This is a genomic window from Modestobacter sp. L9-4 (assembly GCF_019112525.1).
Taxonomy (GTDB): Bacteria; Actinomycetota; Actinomycetes; order Mycobacteriales; family Geodermatophilaceae; genus Modestobacter.
This window is the reverse complement of sequence record NZ_CP077800.1, coordinates 3,332,948-3,346,738: the sequence shown is the minus strand read 5'-3', so window position 1 is coordinate 3,346,738 and position 13,791 is coordinate 3,332,948. Positions and strand designations below refer to the sequence as shown.

13 protein-coding genes are annotated in these 13,791 nt (G+C 75.6%); 6 read left to right on the top strand and 7 right to left on the bottom strand.

What is annotated here, in order from left to right; translation table 11 throughout:
• Positions 1–2: 2 nt before the first annotated feature.
• The 6 genes from KUM42_RS15815 to KUM42_RS15790 form a co-directional block, all read right to left on the bottom strand.
• Positions 3–926, bottom strand: coding sequence for a DMT family transporter (locus tag KUM42_RS15815; protein WP_237493484.1), 924 nt, complete (start codon positions 924–926; stop codon positions 3–5).
• A gap of 57 nt (positions 927–983) precedes the next feature.
• Positions 984–1,775 (bottom strand): M23 family metallopeptidase, encoded by a 792-nt coding sequence (locus KUM42_RS15810; protein ID WP_237493483.1) that lies wholly within the window; start codon positions 1,773–1,775, stop codon positions 984–986.
• A 253-nt stretch (positions 1,776–2,028) separates the two neighbouring features.
• On the bottom strand, positions 2,029–3,105 hold the full coding sequence (locus KUM42_RS15805) for a hypothetical protein (RefSeq protein WP_237493482.1): 1,077 nt from the start codon (positions 3,103–3,105) through the stop codon (positions 2,029–2,031).
• On the bottom strand, positions 3,102–3,782 hold the full coding sequence (locus KUM42_RS15800; RefSeq protein ID WP_237493481.1) for an SCO family protein: 681 nt from the start codon (positions 3,780–3,782) through the stop codon (positions 3,102–3,104). Before KUM42_RS15800 ends, KUM42_RS15805 begins: the two co-directional genes overlap by 4 nt.
• On the bottom strand, positions 3,779–4,486 hold the full coding sequence (locus KUM42_RS15795; RefSeq protein ID WP_237493480.1) for a YcnI family protein: 708 nt from the start codon (positions 4,484–4,486) through the stop codon (positions 3,779–3,781). Before KUM42_RS15795 ends, KUM42_RS15800 begins: the two co-directional genes overlap by 4 nt.
• Positions 4,487–4,525: 39 nt before the next feature.
• Positions 4,526–6,367 (bottom strand): FixH family protein, encoded by a 1,842-nt coding sequence (locus KUM42_RS15790; RefSeq protein WP_237493479.1) that lies wholly within the window; start codon positions 6,365–6,367, stop codon positions 4,526–4,528.
• 198 nt (positions 6,368–6,565) lie between these two features.
• Between KUM42_RS15790 and KUM42_RS15785 the strand changes: the two genes are divergently transcribed.
• The 6 genes from KUM42_RS15785 to KUM42_RS15760 all read left to right on the top strand — a co-directional run bounded on the left by KUM42_RS15785 (position 6,566) and on the right by KUM42_RS15760 (position 12,802).
• Positions 6,566–7,183, top strand: a complete 618-nt coding sequence (locus KUM42_RS15785; RefSeq protein WP_237493478.1) for a DUF47 domain-containing protein — start codon at positions 6,566–6,568, stop codon at positions 7,181–7,183.
• Between the two features lie 16 nt (positions 7,184–7,199).
• A complete protein-coding gene (locus tag KUM42_RS15780) occupies positions 7,200–8,192 on the top strand; it encodes an inorganic phosphate transporter (protein WP_304610773.1) in 993 nt (330 codons plus the stop codon).
• Between the two features lie 9 nt (positions 8,193–8,201).
• The gene (locus KUM42_RS15775; protein ID WP_237493476.1) at positions 8,202–9,632 is read left to right on the top strand and encodes an MFS transporter; all 1,431 of its coding nucleotides are present in this window, start codon (positions 8,202–8,204) and stop codon (positions 9,630–9,632) included.
• 284 nt (positions 9,633–9,916) lie between these two features.
• A complete protein-coding gene (locus tag KUM42_RS15770) occupies positions 9,917–10,915 on the top strand; it encodes a sulfite exporter TauE/SafE family protein (protein WP_237493475.1) in 999 nt (332 codons plus the stop codon).
• Between the two features lie 218 nt (positions 10,916–11,133).
• Positions 11,134–12,153 carry an NAD(P)/FAD-dependent oxidoreductase gene (locus KUM42_RS15765; protein ID WP_237493474.1) on the top strand — a complete coding sequence of 340 codons (1,020 nt, stop codon included), beginning with the start codon at positions 11,134–11,136 and terminating at the stop codon, positions 12,151–12,153.
• A gap of 10 nt (positions 12,154–12,163) precedes the next feature.
• Positions 12,164–12,802 (top strand): bifunctional 2-polyprenyl-6-hydroxyphenol methylase/3-demethylubiquinol 3-O-methyltransferase UbiG, encoded by a 639-nt coding sequence (locus KUM42_RS15760; RefSeq protein WP_237493473.1) that lies wholly within the window; start codon positions 12,164–12,166, stop codon positions 12,800–12,802.
• Here the strand turns inward: KUM42_RS15760 and KUM42_RS15755 are convergent, their stop codons facing one another.
• Positions 12,803–13,780, bottom strand: coding sequence for an NAD-dependent epimerase/dehydratase family protein (locus KUM42_RS15755; protein ID WP_237493472.1), 978 nt, complete (start codon positions 13,778–13,780; stop codon positions 12,803–12,805).
• Positions 13,781–13,791 lie beyond the last annotated feature (11 nt).

Below are 13,791 nucleotides of genomic sequence, written 5' to 3'. Positions count from 1 at the left end.
CGTCAGCCGGCGCGCGCCTCGCGGTGCGGGTGCTCCTCGCTGCGGGTCAGCAGCACGATGCCCAGGACGGCGACCAGCCCGGCCGGCGCCCAGACCAGCGCGTGCCCGGGCTCGAGCCGCTCACCGAGCAGCACCCGGGCGGCCGGGAGTGCGGCCGCCGGGTCGACCACCACCAGCGCGGGCAGCGACCACGACAGCGAGCCGCGGCTGTAGGCCTGCTGGGCGCCCACCTGCGCCGCCACCGCGGCCACGACCGCGCCGGCGACCTCGGGACCGGTGAGGGCGTGGCCGAGACCGGACTGGTCGACCACCTTGAACGCCGCCGACACCAGCACGGCCGCCACCCCCGCAGCCAGCCCGCCGGTGACGCCGCAGCCCAGCGCGCCCGTGCTGCCGTGGCCGAACCGGGCGGCCAGCGCGACCACCACCAGCACCAGCAGCACGGCGACGACCACCGCCTGCCACGCCGGCAGCCGCGACGACTCCCCCGGCGCCGGGCGCGCGGCGGCCAGGAAGACCGCCAGCCCGGCGACGGTGAGCGAGGCACCGGCCAGCTCCCCGCGCCCCAGCCGGTGCCCGGTGCGCAGGGTCCGCACCAGGAGCGCGACCACCAGCGCGCCGGCGAGCACCGGCTGCACGATCCCGACCGGGGCGAGGGACAGCGCCGCCACGTGCGCCAGGCTGCCGACCACCGTCGTCGACTGCCCGGCCACCCACACCCGCTGGCGGACCAGCGACCGCACGCCCAGCCCGCCGCTGCGCCGGGCGGCGACCACGCCCTCGTGCTGCAGCACCGACCCCACCCCGAAGAGGACCGCGGCCAGCACGGCCAGCAGCGTCCCGGGCAGGTGCGCGCCGACCCCCTCCGGCAGGTGGAGCTCGGAGGTGGCTGCCCGGCGCAGCAGCCCGGCCGGCGCGTCGATCACCCCGGCATCCTGCCCGAGGAACCTGTTCCGGTCGGCGGGCCACCCGGACGTGGCGGGCTACAGCTCGACGCCGCGGTCGGCCAGCCACTTCACGGGGTCGACGCGCTTGCCGTCCATGCCGCCCTTGTGCACCTCGAAGTGCAGGTGCGGACCGGTCGACTGGCCACGGCTGCCGAGCAGCGCGATCTTGTCCCCGGCCTCGACGACGTCGCCGGCCTTGACCAGGATCTTCTCCATGTGGCCGTAGATGGTCACGTCACCGCTGACGCCCAGGATGTAGACGGCCTGGCCGTAGCCGCTGGCCGCGCCGGCGCGCAGCACGACGCCGTCCTCGGCCGCGTACTCCGGCGTCATCATCGGGGCGGCCAGGTCGATGCCCCAGTGCATGGTGCCCCAGCGCTGGCAGAAGCAGGTGGTCATCCGGGCGTTCTGCACGGGCACGACGGCCTTGGGGCGGGCTGCCTCCGCCTCGGCCTCGGCCTTCGCGTCGGCGGCGGCCTGCTCCTCCTGGGCCCGCTTGACGCGCTCGGCCCGGTTGGCGGCGACCTCGTCGAGGCGGGCACGGGCCTCGACCTCGGTGATGGCCTCCTGCGGGTTCATCTCGACGTCGAACATGCCCTCGGCGTCCGAGCCCAGCAGCATGGCGACCGGGATCGGCTCGTCGGCGACGGCACTGGAGACCGGCTGGGTGCCGATCAGCGCGGCGGCCAGGCCACCGACGACGAGCGCGGCGAGCAGGGCGGCCGGACGGCGGCGGGCCACCGTGCTGCGGGGGCGGGGGGTGGTGCCGGTGGTCGGGGGCTCGACCTCGCTGCTGCGGACGGTCGTGCCGGCGATCCTCGAGCCCACGCGCCTGCCTCTCGATGTCGTCCGAGGGCCACGGTGGTCGCCCGGCCCGGTTCGGCAGTCATCGAAACATCGAATCCCAGACTTGTAATTCGGTACCCGGCGTGTTCGACAGGACACGCCGAGTGCACGCCACGGACTGGTCGATCCGGTCACCGATCGACCACCCTCGGCACCGACCGGCCGCCGGCGGCCCGCGGCCACCTCGGCTCGTCGACGTCCCAGCGCGGATGCCGGCCGACGTCGGCAGCCCGGGTCAGCCCTCGGCGGGGACCGGTGGCCGGGGCGCCGCAGCCGGCGCCGGGTCGCGGAAGCGGCGGGCGGCGCCCGCGCCACCGGCCACCAGCCCCAGCCCGCCGGCCAGCAGCACCGCGACGGCGGCCCTCGCCAGCAGCCCCGGGCCGGAACTCAGTGCGTGCGCGGTCCACAGCACGTCGACGTCCGGCAGGCCCTGCACCAGCAGCAGCCAACCGGCGACCACCGCCAACAGCCCCGTGAGCACCCCGCGCCCGCGCCGGGCCGCCCGCACGCCCAGCACCGTGACCAGCAGCACGAGCAGCGCCGGCAGCAGTGCGGCGACCAGCGCCCCGGTGTGCGAGGAGACGCTCGCGGCGGGCTCCGGCGTGCTGGCGGCGTGGTACAGCGAGGCCACCGCCCCCAGGGCGAGCACGGCGGCGAGCGGCCGGGGCCCGCGGGCCCGCCAGCCGGCGAGCACGGCGGCCGCGAGCAGCACGGCGTAGACCGGCCACACCAGCCACGGCGGCGGGGGCGGGTCCCAGCCCAGCCGCCCGGCCACGGTGACGTCGGCGCCGCCGTAGGTCATCGGCACGGACCAGTCGGCGACGGTGTGCGGGTGCCCGGGGTCCGCGGCCACGGCCGGGGGCAACAGGTCGGTGCTCATCCAGTGCGTGCGATGGTCGTGCCAGGCGTACTGCGGCCGGGTCGACACCTGCTCCCACTGCGGCGGCTCGGTGATGCTGCTGCTCTCCGGCACCCGGGTGAGCCCCGCCCGGTCGAGGTTCAGCCACGTCGCCGGGCTCAGCGCGTTGCGCCAGACGCCGTCCGGGCCGATCCGCAGGTAGGGCTCACCCGAGTAGCCCGGGACCTCCAGCTCGGTGCCGGTGTCGTTGACCACCTCGAGCTGGTCGCCGAACTGCAGCACCCGCACGGTCACCCCGGGCAGCGCCGGGGTGACCGACCGCAGCTCCCCGGTGAAGTCGCTGCCGGCCACGCCGCCGCCGACATGGGCCGAGGCCGGGCCGGCCAGCCCGAGCACGGCCAGGACGCCGAGCAGGACCACCACCGCCCGGCCGGCGAGCACCCGGGGCGTCACCCCTCGGCGACGACGGCCAGGTCGTGCGCGATGTCGGTGGCGGTGTTCCCGCCGTTGAAGGCCACGTCGGCCTCCCCGTTGGTGCCGTAGAGCAGCAGCATCGCCGAGTGGCTCTGCCCGTTGTCCTCCGCCAGCGGCACGCCGGCAGCCAGCTGGGCCTGCTCGACCTGCGCCTGGTCACCGGTGAGCCCGACGAACTCGGTGCCCAGGTCGGCGTCGAACCGGCCCAGGTACTCCCCCAGCGTCTCGGGGGTGTCCCGCGCCGGGTCGGTGGTCACGAAGACGACGGTCGTCCTCGCCACGACGGCCGGGTCGGTCGTGCGCAGCGCCAGCGCCACGTCGGCCATCGTGGTCGGGCAGACGTCGGGGCAGTTGGTGTACCCGAAGAACAGCAGCGTGGGGCCGGCCGCGGTGCGCGCGGCGAAGTCGTAGGGGGCGCCGGTGCTGTCGGTGAGGGTGAACTCGGGCTTCTTGTACGGGTCGCGCAGGTGCAGCCCCGAGTACGCCGAGTCGCCGCCGTCGTCCTCGACCGTGGCCGGCGCCTCCATGGCGCCCATGTCGTGCCCGTGGTCGCCCGAGGCCGTCGTGTCGGCGTCGGCGGCGCCGCCGCAGCCGGCGAGCAGCAGGGCGGCGGTGGCGGCGAGGGCGGCCAGCCCGGTACGGGTCACGGAGCTCACGCAGCCACGGTACGTCGGCGGGCTGTCAGCCCGAGGACGAGTCCGCCGAGCCCCGCCAGCAGCCCGAGGACGGCGAGCACGAGGGCGGTGACCGCCGTGCCGTCGCCGTCGTCGGCGGCGCTCGCCGCGGGCGTGCCGGCATCACCGACCGGTACGGCCTCCGAGGTCAGGGACAGCACCGGTGCGGGGTGCTGGGGCTCGGCCTGGCCGGCGACGGTCGGCTCGATCCAGGCCGCCTCGCTGCCGTCGCTGTAGGTCTGGACGGCGTTGAACGTCAGGGAGTCGGCGTCGGGGAACGGACCGCCGGACAGCGCGAACTCCTGGAACTCCCCCGGCGCGATCCCGCCGCCGGCCTCGGCCCGGAACTCCACGACCGAGACGGCGGTGTCGACGCGCTCGCCGTGCACCTCCACCGGCGGGTCGATGGTGGTCGGGGTCAGCGTCGTCGTCCAGCCCGGCACCGGCTGCGCCCGCAGCGAGGTGAGCGGGGTGTCGGTGGGCAGCTGCACCCGCAGCGCGACCGTGCTGGCCGCGTCGCTCTCGTTGGGCACCCGGAAGGTGATCTTCCCGTAGCCGCCGGGTGCGGCGTCGGCGGAACCGACCGTCACGTGCGCGGAGGCGACGCCGGCACCGAGGGCCAGCGAGCTCGTCACCGTTGCGACGGTGAGCAGCGCCAGGCGGCGGACGGGGCGGGACAGGGACAACGGTGCTCCTCGCTCAGGGGGTGGTCGGCTCGGGGGTGGTCAGCGGACCGGGAAGACGGTGCTGGCGGTGACGGCCGTGAACTCGTCCAGCCGGACGGTGACGGTGAGAGTCCAGGTGCCGGCGGTGGGCAGCACCGGGTCGCCGATGTAGTGGCCGGGGCCGGCGGCGGACAGGTCGACGTCCAGCGGGCCGATCTGCTTGGCGGGCTCGGTGAGGCCCACCGTGATCTGCCGGGGCTGGGTGAGCTGCCCGGCGGCGTCGAAGAGGTAGACGTGCAGCACGGCGGGGCCGGGGCTGGCCGGGTCGAGGCTGATCTGCACGGTGCCGTTGCCGGCCGTGCCGGTGGCCGACTGCAGCGGCACGGTGACCTCGACGGACTGGGCGACCGCGGCCCGGGCCGGCGGCATGCCGACCAGCACCGCCGACAGCGCCAGCACGACGAGCGCCCCGACCAGCTCGACCAGCACCGACCGGCGCAGCACGCCCGGCGCGGCCGTCACGGCGATCGGCGGCTCGTCCGCGGGGGGCTCCTCCGGGGCGGGCTCCTCGGCGGCGGGCTCCTCCGTGGCGGACTCCCCGGCGGCGGGCTCCTCGGCGGGCCGGTCAGCGCCCGGACCGGGGGCGGCGAAGGCGTGGGCGACCACCCGGCGCTGCGGACGGCGGCGGCCGCCCCCGCGCAGGCCGCTGCCCTGCTGGACGACGTCCCGGCTGACCAGTGCGGCGACGAGCACGACCGCCACCAGGGCCAGCTTGCCCACGAGCACCCAGCCGTAGGTGGTCGAGGTGAGGGCGGCGAAGGAGGCGACCTCGCGCAGCGACTGCCAGATGCCGGTGAGCACGATCGCGCCGACGTAGCCCGCCGCCAGCCGCGACCAGCGGGGCAGCGCCGCCGCCAGCTCGCCGGCCGGGGTCGCGGCGCGCAGCGCGCCGGCGAACAGCGCCACCAGCCCGCCCAGCCAGGCGCTCATCGCGCCCACGTGCACCGCGGTCGCGGCCACCGCGAGCAGCGGCAGCGACCCGGCGACCGCGTGGCCGACCGCGGCGACGCTGACCACCAGCAGCCCGGCGACCACCGCAGGCACGACCAGCAGCGAGGACGCGGGCGCCCGGTCGTCGCGCCAGGTGCGCCACAGCGTCACCGCGAGGGCGACCGCGAGCGCCGCCCGCAGCAGCAGCGTCTTGCCGAAGTCGGAGTCCAGGGTGCTGTCGAGCAGCGCGCCGTCGAACAGCGACCCGAGCCCGCTGCCGGAGGCGTAGGGCCCCTGCAGCAGGACGAGCAGCCCGGTGGTCACCGCGACCCCGGCCAGGCCCCCGAGGGTGAGCCGGCGCATGAGCCGCACCCGCCAGCCGCCGGGCCACACGGTGGCCAGCGCCAGCGGGACGCCGAGCCCGAGCACGAGGCCGAGGTAGCCCAGCGAACGGGTCAGCGGCAGGGCGACGGCGACCAGCGGGTCGGCGGCGTCGCCGCTGCCCACCGAGCTGGCCGAGACCGGCTCGCCGTTGCCGACGACGAAGGAGAAGGCACCCGAGATCGGGTGGGAGTCGGCGGAGACGACCCGCCAGGTGACCACGTACCCGGCGTCGGGCAGGGCGGGCCGCAGCGGCACGGTGAGGACGCCGTCACGCACCTCGGCCGCGCCGGTGTCGACCCGCTCCCCCGCCCCGTCGAGCACCCGGGCGTAACCGGCGCCCAGCGAGACCGCCTCGTTGAACGCCAGGCTCACCTCCGTCGGGGCGGTGGGCACCCGGGCGCCGTCGGCCGGCGTGGTGGTGGTGAGGACCGCGTGCGCCGAGGCCGGTGCGGCGGTGACGACGTCGACGCCCACGCCGACACCCAGCAGCGCGCACAGCAGCAGGACGGCGGCGGCGAACCGCCTCACGCGGTCACCGGGGCCGAGGACACGGGGGAACACCGGGACGGGACAGCTCGCACGCAGAGAGAGTCGTCCACGAGGGCCGTCTGGTTCCCGCCGGGTCGGACCCGACCGTGAACGCGGGGTGAACGGCGGGTGTCTATGCTCCCCGGGGTCGCCGATCCAGCCCGGGCGCCGACCCCCGTCGTCACCCCGGAGCACACCGTGGCCTTCCGCCTGACCCCCAGGGACTCCAGCTTCTACGACATGTTCACCGCCTCGGCGGAGAACCTCGTGCAGGCCACCGACGTCCTCAGCGTGTTCGTCCACGAGCACACCCGCCGCGACGAGCTGGCCACGAAGCTGCGCGACCTCGAGCACGCCGGCGACCAGCTCACCCACGCGGTGTTCCGGCAGCTGAACTCCAGCTTCGTCACGCCGTTCGACCGCGAGGACATCTACAACCTCGCCAGCGACCTCGACGACGTCATGGACTGCATCGAGGCCGCCGCGGACCTGGTGGTGCTCACCGGCCTGGGCACGCTGCCGGCCGAGATGGGCCAGCAGGTGGCGCTGCTGCAGCGCTGCGCGACGGTGACCGCGGAGTCGCTGCCCCGGCTGCGGGTGATGAAGGGCCTCGACGAGTACTGGATCGAGGTCAACCGGCTGGAGAACGAGGCCGACAAGCTCTACCGGCGGCTGCTCTCCCGGCTGTACTCCGGGCAGTTCGAGGCGCTGGAGATCCTCAAGCTCAAGGAGGTGGCCGACCAGCTGGAGGAGGCCGCCGACGCCTTCGAGCACGTCGCCAACGTCGTCGAGACCATCTCGGTCAAGGAGTCCTGACCGCCCCGTGGACGGGATGACCCTGTCGCTGATCGCGATCATCGCGGTCGCGCTCGCCTTCGACTACACCAACGGCTTCCACGACGCCGCCAACGCCATCGCCGTCGCCGTCTCCACCAAGGCGCTCACGCCCCGGGCCGCGCTGGCGCTGGCGGCCGTGGCCAACCTGGTCGGTGCACTGATCTCCACCGAGGTCGCCAAGACCGTGGGCGCCGGGATCATCGACACCCCCTCGGGCAGCGCGGGCCTGCAACTGGTCTTCGCCGCCCTGATCGGGGCGATCGTGTGGAACCTGGTCACCTGGTACTTCGGGCTGCCCTCGTCGTCCTCGCACGCCCTCATCGGCGGCCTCGTCGGCGCCGCGCTGGCCGCCGCCCACTCGGTGCAGTGGATGGGCATCGTGGACAAGGTCGTCATCCCGATGGTCGTCTCGCCGCTGGTCGGCTTCGGCCTGGGCTACCTGTTCATGCTGGCCATCCTGTGGTCCTTCCGGAAGGCCAACGCCCACAAGGCGCACCGCGGCTTCCGGCACGCGCAGATCGTGAGCTCGGCGGCGATGGCGCTCGGGCACGGCATGCAGGACGCGCAGAAGACGATGGGCATCATCACCCTGGCGCTGGTCACCTCCGGCCACCTCGACGACTTCGACGTCCCGCTGTGGGTCGTGCTGGCGTCCGCGCTCGCGATCAGCGCCGGCACCTACTCCGGCGGCTTCCGGATCATGCGCACGCTGGGACGGCGGATCATCCAGCTCACCCCGGCCGGCGGGTTCGCCGCCCAGACCGTCGCCTCGGGCGTGATGATCGCCACCGCCACCGTGTTCGCCGTCCCGGTGTCGACGACCCACATCACGACGACGTCGATCATGGGCGTGGGCGCCACCAGGCGGTTGTCGGCGGTGCGCTGGGGCGTGGCCGGCAACATCGTCATCGCCTGGGTGGTCACCCTGCCCGCCGCCGGGCTGGTGGCCGCGGGCGCCTTCGTCCTGACCCACGCGATCGTCGGATAACGTCCCGGCGTGACAGCGACCGGACAGCCCTCCGGCCCGGTCGCCGCCGATCCCGTCCGGCTGGGCACGCCCGCCGGCCGCTGGGTGCTGCTGGCCACCGTGCTGGCCTCCGGCATGGCCATGCTCGACGCCACCGCCGTGAACGTGGCACTGCCCGCGATCGGCGCGGACCTGGGCTCCTCGCTGGCCGGGCTGCAGTGGACGCTGTCGGGCTACACGCTGGCGCTGGCCGCGCTGATCCTGCTCGGCGGCGCGCTCGGTGACCGCTACGGACGCCGCCGGGTGTTCCTCGTCGGGGTCGTGTGGTTCGCCGTCACCTCGCTGGGCTGCGGCCTGGCGCAGACCACCGGCCAGCTCGTCGGCGCCCGCGTGCTGCAGGGCATCGGCGGGGCGCTGCTCACCCCGGGCAGCCTGGCGATCATCCAGTCGGCGTTCCCGCACGCCGACCGGCCGCGGGCCATCGGCGCCTGGTCGGCCCTCGGCGGCATCTCCGGGCTGATCGGGCCGTTCCTGGCCGGCACGCTCATCGACGCGGTGAGCTGGCGGTGGGTGTTCCTGCTCAACGCCCCGGTCGCGGTGGTGGTCGTGCTGGTCGCCGTCCGGCACGTCCCCGAGAGCCGGGACACCGGCAGCAGCGGCCGCTTCGACGTCCTGGGGGCGGTCACCGGGGCGCTGGCGCTGGCCGGGGTCACCTATGCCCTCATCGCCGCCGGCGACGGCCCCGGTTCACCGCGGGTGTGGGTCTCCGCGGCCGTGGGCGTCGCCGCCGGGACGGCGTTCGTGCTGCGGGAGCGCGCCGCCGCGACGCCGATGCTGCCGCCCGGGGTCTTCGCCGACCGCGAGTTCACCGGCGCGAACCTGAGCACGCTGCTGGTCTACGGCGGGCTCGGCGGCTACTCGTTCTTCCTGGTGCTGCAGCTGCAGACCGTGCTCGGCTACAGCGCGACCGAGGCCGGGGCGGCGATGCTGCCGGCGATCGTGGTCATCACGCTGCTGTCGGCTCGTGGTGGCGCGCTCGCCGCGCGGGTCGGCGCGCGGCTGCCGATGACCGTCGGGCCACTGGTCGCCGCGGCCGGCGTGCTGTGGTTCGTGCGGATCGGGCCGGGCAGCTCCTGGTGGCTCGACGTCCTGCCGGGCTCGCTGCTCAACGGCCTGGGCATGTCGCTGGTCGTCGCCCCGCTGACGGCGACCGTGCTCGACGCGGCCCCCGACCACCTCGCCGGGGTGGCCAGCGGGGTGAACAACGCCGTCGCGCGGGCCGCGAACCTGCTGGCGGTGGCGGCGCTGCCGGTCGCCGTGGGGCTCAGCGGTGACGACTACGCCGACCCGGCCGCGCTGACCGCCGGCTTCCACGTGGCGGTCGTGGTCTGCGCCGTGGTGATGGCGCTCGGCGGGCTGGTCGCCTGGCGCACGGTGCGCCGGGACACCCTGCGCGTCTGAGCCGGGCCCCGGCGCGTCGGGGCGGACACGCGGTGTGCGGCCAGGTCGGTTGCCCACAATGTGCACCGGGATGGTAGGAATGCAGCCGTGTCGACGTCGGCGGTGCCCCCGCACCAGCTCCCGGGTGAGTTCCTGGTGAGCCGCATCCACGTCGACCTGCTGCGCGTCTGCACCGCCTGCTGTCGAGGCTGCTGACCCCCCGCGCCCTGCGCGCCTCCCCTGTCAGCCCTGCGGTGCCCGCGTACTGACGCGTGCCCGCGCCCCCCAGCTCCGGAGTCCCCCACGTGAAGACCCTGATCGTGCTCGCCCTCGCCGGCCTCGGCGCCCAGCTCGTCGACGGCAGCCTGGGCATGGGCTACGGCGTCACCTCCACGACGCTGCTGCTCGCCCTGGGCACCAACCCCGCCGCCGCCTCGGCCACCGTGCACCTCGCCGAGATCGGCACCAACCTCGCCTCGGGCCTCTCGCACTGGCGCTTCGGCAACGTCGACTGGAAGGTCGTCGGCAAGATCGGCGTCCCCGGTGCGGTGGGCGCCTTCGCCGGCGCGACCGTGCTGTCCAACCTCTCCACCGAGGTCGCCGCCCCGGTCATGCAGCTGATCCTGCTGGCGCTGGGCATCTACCTGCTGGTGCGCTTCACCCTCCGCGGGATCGACCGCCGGCACCTCGGCAAGCCGATGCGCACCCGCTTCCTCGCCCCCCTCGGCCTGGCCGCCGGCTTCGTCGACGCCACCGGCGGCGGCGGCTGGGGCCCGGTGAGCACCCCGGCGATCCTGGCCAGCGGCCGGATGGAGCCCCGCAAGACGATCGGTTCCGTCGACACCTCCGAGATCCTGGTGTCACTCGCCGCCAGCCTCGGCTTCCTCTTCGCCCTCGGCAGCCAGGGCATCGACTTCGCCTGGGTGGCGGCCCTGCTCGTCGGTGGCCTGATCGCCGCCCCCGTCGCCGCGTGGCTGGTGCGCTACGTGCCGCCGCGCCTGCTGGGGGCCAGCGTCGGCGGGATCATCGTCCTGACCAACACCCGCAGCCTGCTCAAGAGCGACTGGTTCGACGCCGACACCGGCACCCGGTACGCCGTCTACGCGGTGGTCTACCTGGTGTGGGCCGCCGCCGTGGCCTGGTCGTTCCGCGAGTACTGCAAGGACCGTGCCCAGGAGTCGGCCGACGCCGTCACCGCAGCCGCGGCGGCTCGCGCCGAGTCCGAGCAGCTCGCCGCCCCGAACGAGGTCGCCGAGGTGCCGGGCAACGTCCCCGCCGGCCGGCCGAGCGCCCCGCAGAACTGACGAAGGACCCTCCTGCCCCCCACCGCTCGTTCCTCGCGGCGGGCCCCTGCAGGAGGGCCAGGGCCCCGTCCGGCGACCGCCGGGCGGGGCCCTCCTGCGTCCTGCCCTTTCGCAGTTTGCTGTAGCAGCAACGTTGTTTGTGCTCCTGGCGCCCGTCGCCCCATGCTCGGGACCGGCGGCCGGACGGTCGGTCGCCGGCCGAGCAGAGGAGCGCGAGCATGGACGAGCAGTACGACGTGGTGGTGGTCGGCGGCGGTCCGGCCGGGCTGAGCGGTGCGCTCGCACTGAGCCGCGCACGCCGCTCGGTGCTGGTGGTCGACAGCGGCGCCCCGCGCAACGCCCCGGCCGGGCAGGTGCACAACTACCTGGGCCGCGAGGGCACCCCGCCCGGCGAGCTGCTGGTCACCGGGCGGGCCGAGGTCGCCTCCTACGGGGGCGAGGTCCGCACCGGCGAGGTGCTGGCCGCCGAGGTCGTCCCGGGCGGGTTCCGGCTGCGGCTGGCCGACGGCGGGCCGGTGCACGCCCGGCGGCTGCTGGTGACCACCGGGCTGGTCGACGAGCTGCCCGACGTGCCGGGGGTGCGCGAGCTGTGGGGGAGCGGCGTCCTGCACTGCCCCTACTGCCACGGGTACGAGGTGCGCGACCAGGCCATCGGGGTGCTGTCGACCAGCCCGTTCGGCGTTCACCAGGCGCTGATGTGGCGGCAGTGGAGCGCCGACGTGACCCTGTTCCTGCACACCGGGCCCGAGCCCACCGACGAGGAGTGGGAGCAGCTGGCCGCCCGCGACATCAGCGTGGTCAGCGGCCAGGTCACCGCACTGGAGGCCACCGGCGACCGGCTCGGCGGGGTGCGGCTGGCCGGCGGGCAGGTCGTCGCCCGGGACGCCGTCGTGGTGGCGCCACGGTTCACCGCGCGTTCCGCCGTCCTGGGGTCCCTCGGGCTGACCGCCACCGACCTGGAGATGAACGGGCACGTGATCGGCAGCGCGGTGGCCGCCGACCCGAACGGGCTGACCGCCGTCCCCGGGGTCTACGTCGCCGGCAACGTCACCGACCTGCGGGCCCAGGTGATCAGCTCCGCCGCCGCGGCCCTGAACACCGGCGCGATGATCAACGCGGACCTGATCGCGGAGGACACCCGGGACGCCGTCGCCGCGCGGCGACGGGCCCCCTTCTCCCCCACGTCCGAGCGCGAGCTGTGCGAGCAGGTGCTGGGCGACCGGCGCCACGGGATCTGAGGAGACGACCATGACCGACCACCAGCACGAGCACGAGCCCGCGAGCACCGGCCTGGACCAGGCGTCGTGGGAGGACCGCTACCGCGAGGCCCCGGCCCTGTGGAGCGGGCGGGTGAACCCACCGCTGGTCGAGGAGGCCACCGACCTGACCCCGGGGCGGGCACTGGACGTCGGCTGCGGTGAGGGCGGCGACGTCCTGTGGCTGGCCGGCCGCGGCTGGCACGCGACCGGACTGGACTGGTCGGCCGTCGCCCTGGAGCGCGCCGCCGAGCACGCGGCCGCCGCCGGGCTGACCGACCGGGTCGAGTGGGTGCAGGGCGACGTCGACTCCTGGCAGCCCCCGCAGGCGAGCTTCGACCTGGTGACCGCGCACTTCCTGCACCCGACGGCAGACCAGCGCGGGCAGCTGCTGGCCCGGCTCGCGGACGCCGTGGCCCCCGGCGGCACGCTGCTGTGGGTCGGCCACCCCTTCGACGAGGAGCGCGCCGCACTGTGGGGCGGTGACCGCTTCGCGGCCGCCACCGAGGTCGCGGCCGACCTGGACGCCGAGGAGTGGGAGGTGCTGGTGGCGGCCCAGCGGCCACGGACCGGCGGGGAAGGCGGCCACCACCACGCCGACGAGGTCCTCCGCGCCCGCCGGCGCGGCTGATCAGCGGCCGGCCAGCAGCCGGGCCTCGAGGTCCGGCGGCAGGCCGGGCAGCTCGCGCCCGGCCGGCGGCTCCGGCCGGGCGTGGGTCTGCATCCAGGCCCAGGTGTCGGCCACCGAGTCCCGGACCGGCCGGGAGGGCAGGCCGAGCTCCCGGGCGCGGGTGGTGTCGACCTGCCAGGCGGTGCGGGCCGTCCCCGGCGCCAGCCACAGCGGCAGGTGCACCCACTCCTGGACGCCGGCGGCCAGCAGGTCGGCGTCCGGGACGGGCACCCACTCCGCGTCGCTGCCGGTCACCTCGCGGCAGGTGTCCAGCAGCCCGCCGAGCGTCGTCATCCCGGCCGGCCCGGTGGCGTTGACCGGGCCCGCGAGCCCGCGCTCCGCCGCCTCGACCAGCCAGCCGGCCAGGTCCCGGGCGTCGACCAGCGCGATCGGCTGGTCGATGCTCGCCGGGACGACGACCCGGCCACCGGCGGCGACCCGGTCCAGCCACCAGCCCAGCCGGTACAGCGGGTCGAACGGGCCGACGATCAGCCCGGCGCGCGCGGTGAGGAAGCGGTCGCCCAGCGCCGCGCCCAGCACCCGCTCGGCGTGCGCCTTGTTCGGGCCGTACTCGTCGTCGGGGGTGTCCCAGGTGGGCTCGTCGCGTTCCTCGCCGATCGGCCCGGGCGGCCAGGTGCGGTAGGCGTTGAGGCTGCTGACGAACGCGTAGCCGGCCACGTCGGCCAGCGCGGCGGCGGCGTTCTCGGCGGCGGCGCGGGTCTGGCAGGACGTGTCGACGACGAGCTCGGGCGTCCAGCCGCCGAGCGCCGCGGGCAGGGCGGCCGGGTCGTCCCGGTCCCCGTGCAGGGCGCGGACGCCGTCCGGCGGCGCCCCGGAGACGCCGCGGGTGAAGGTGGCGACCTCGTGCCCCCGCTCGAGGCCGGCGGTGACCACGTGCCGGCCGAGGAAGTGCGTGCCGCCGAGGACGAGGATTCGCATGCGCCGACCTC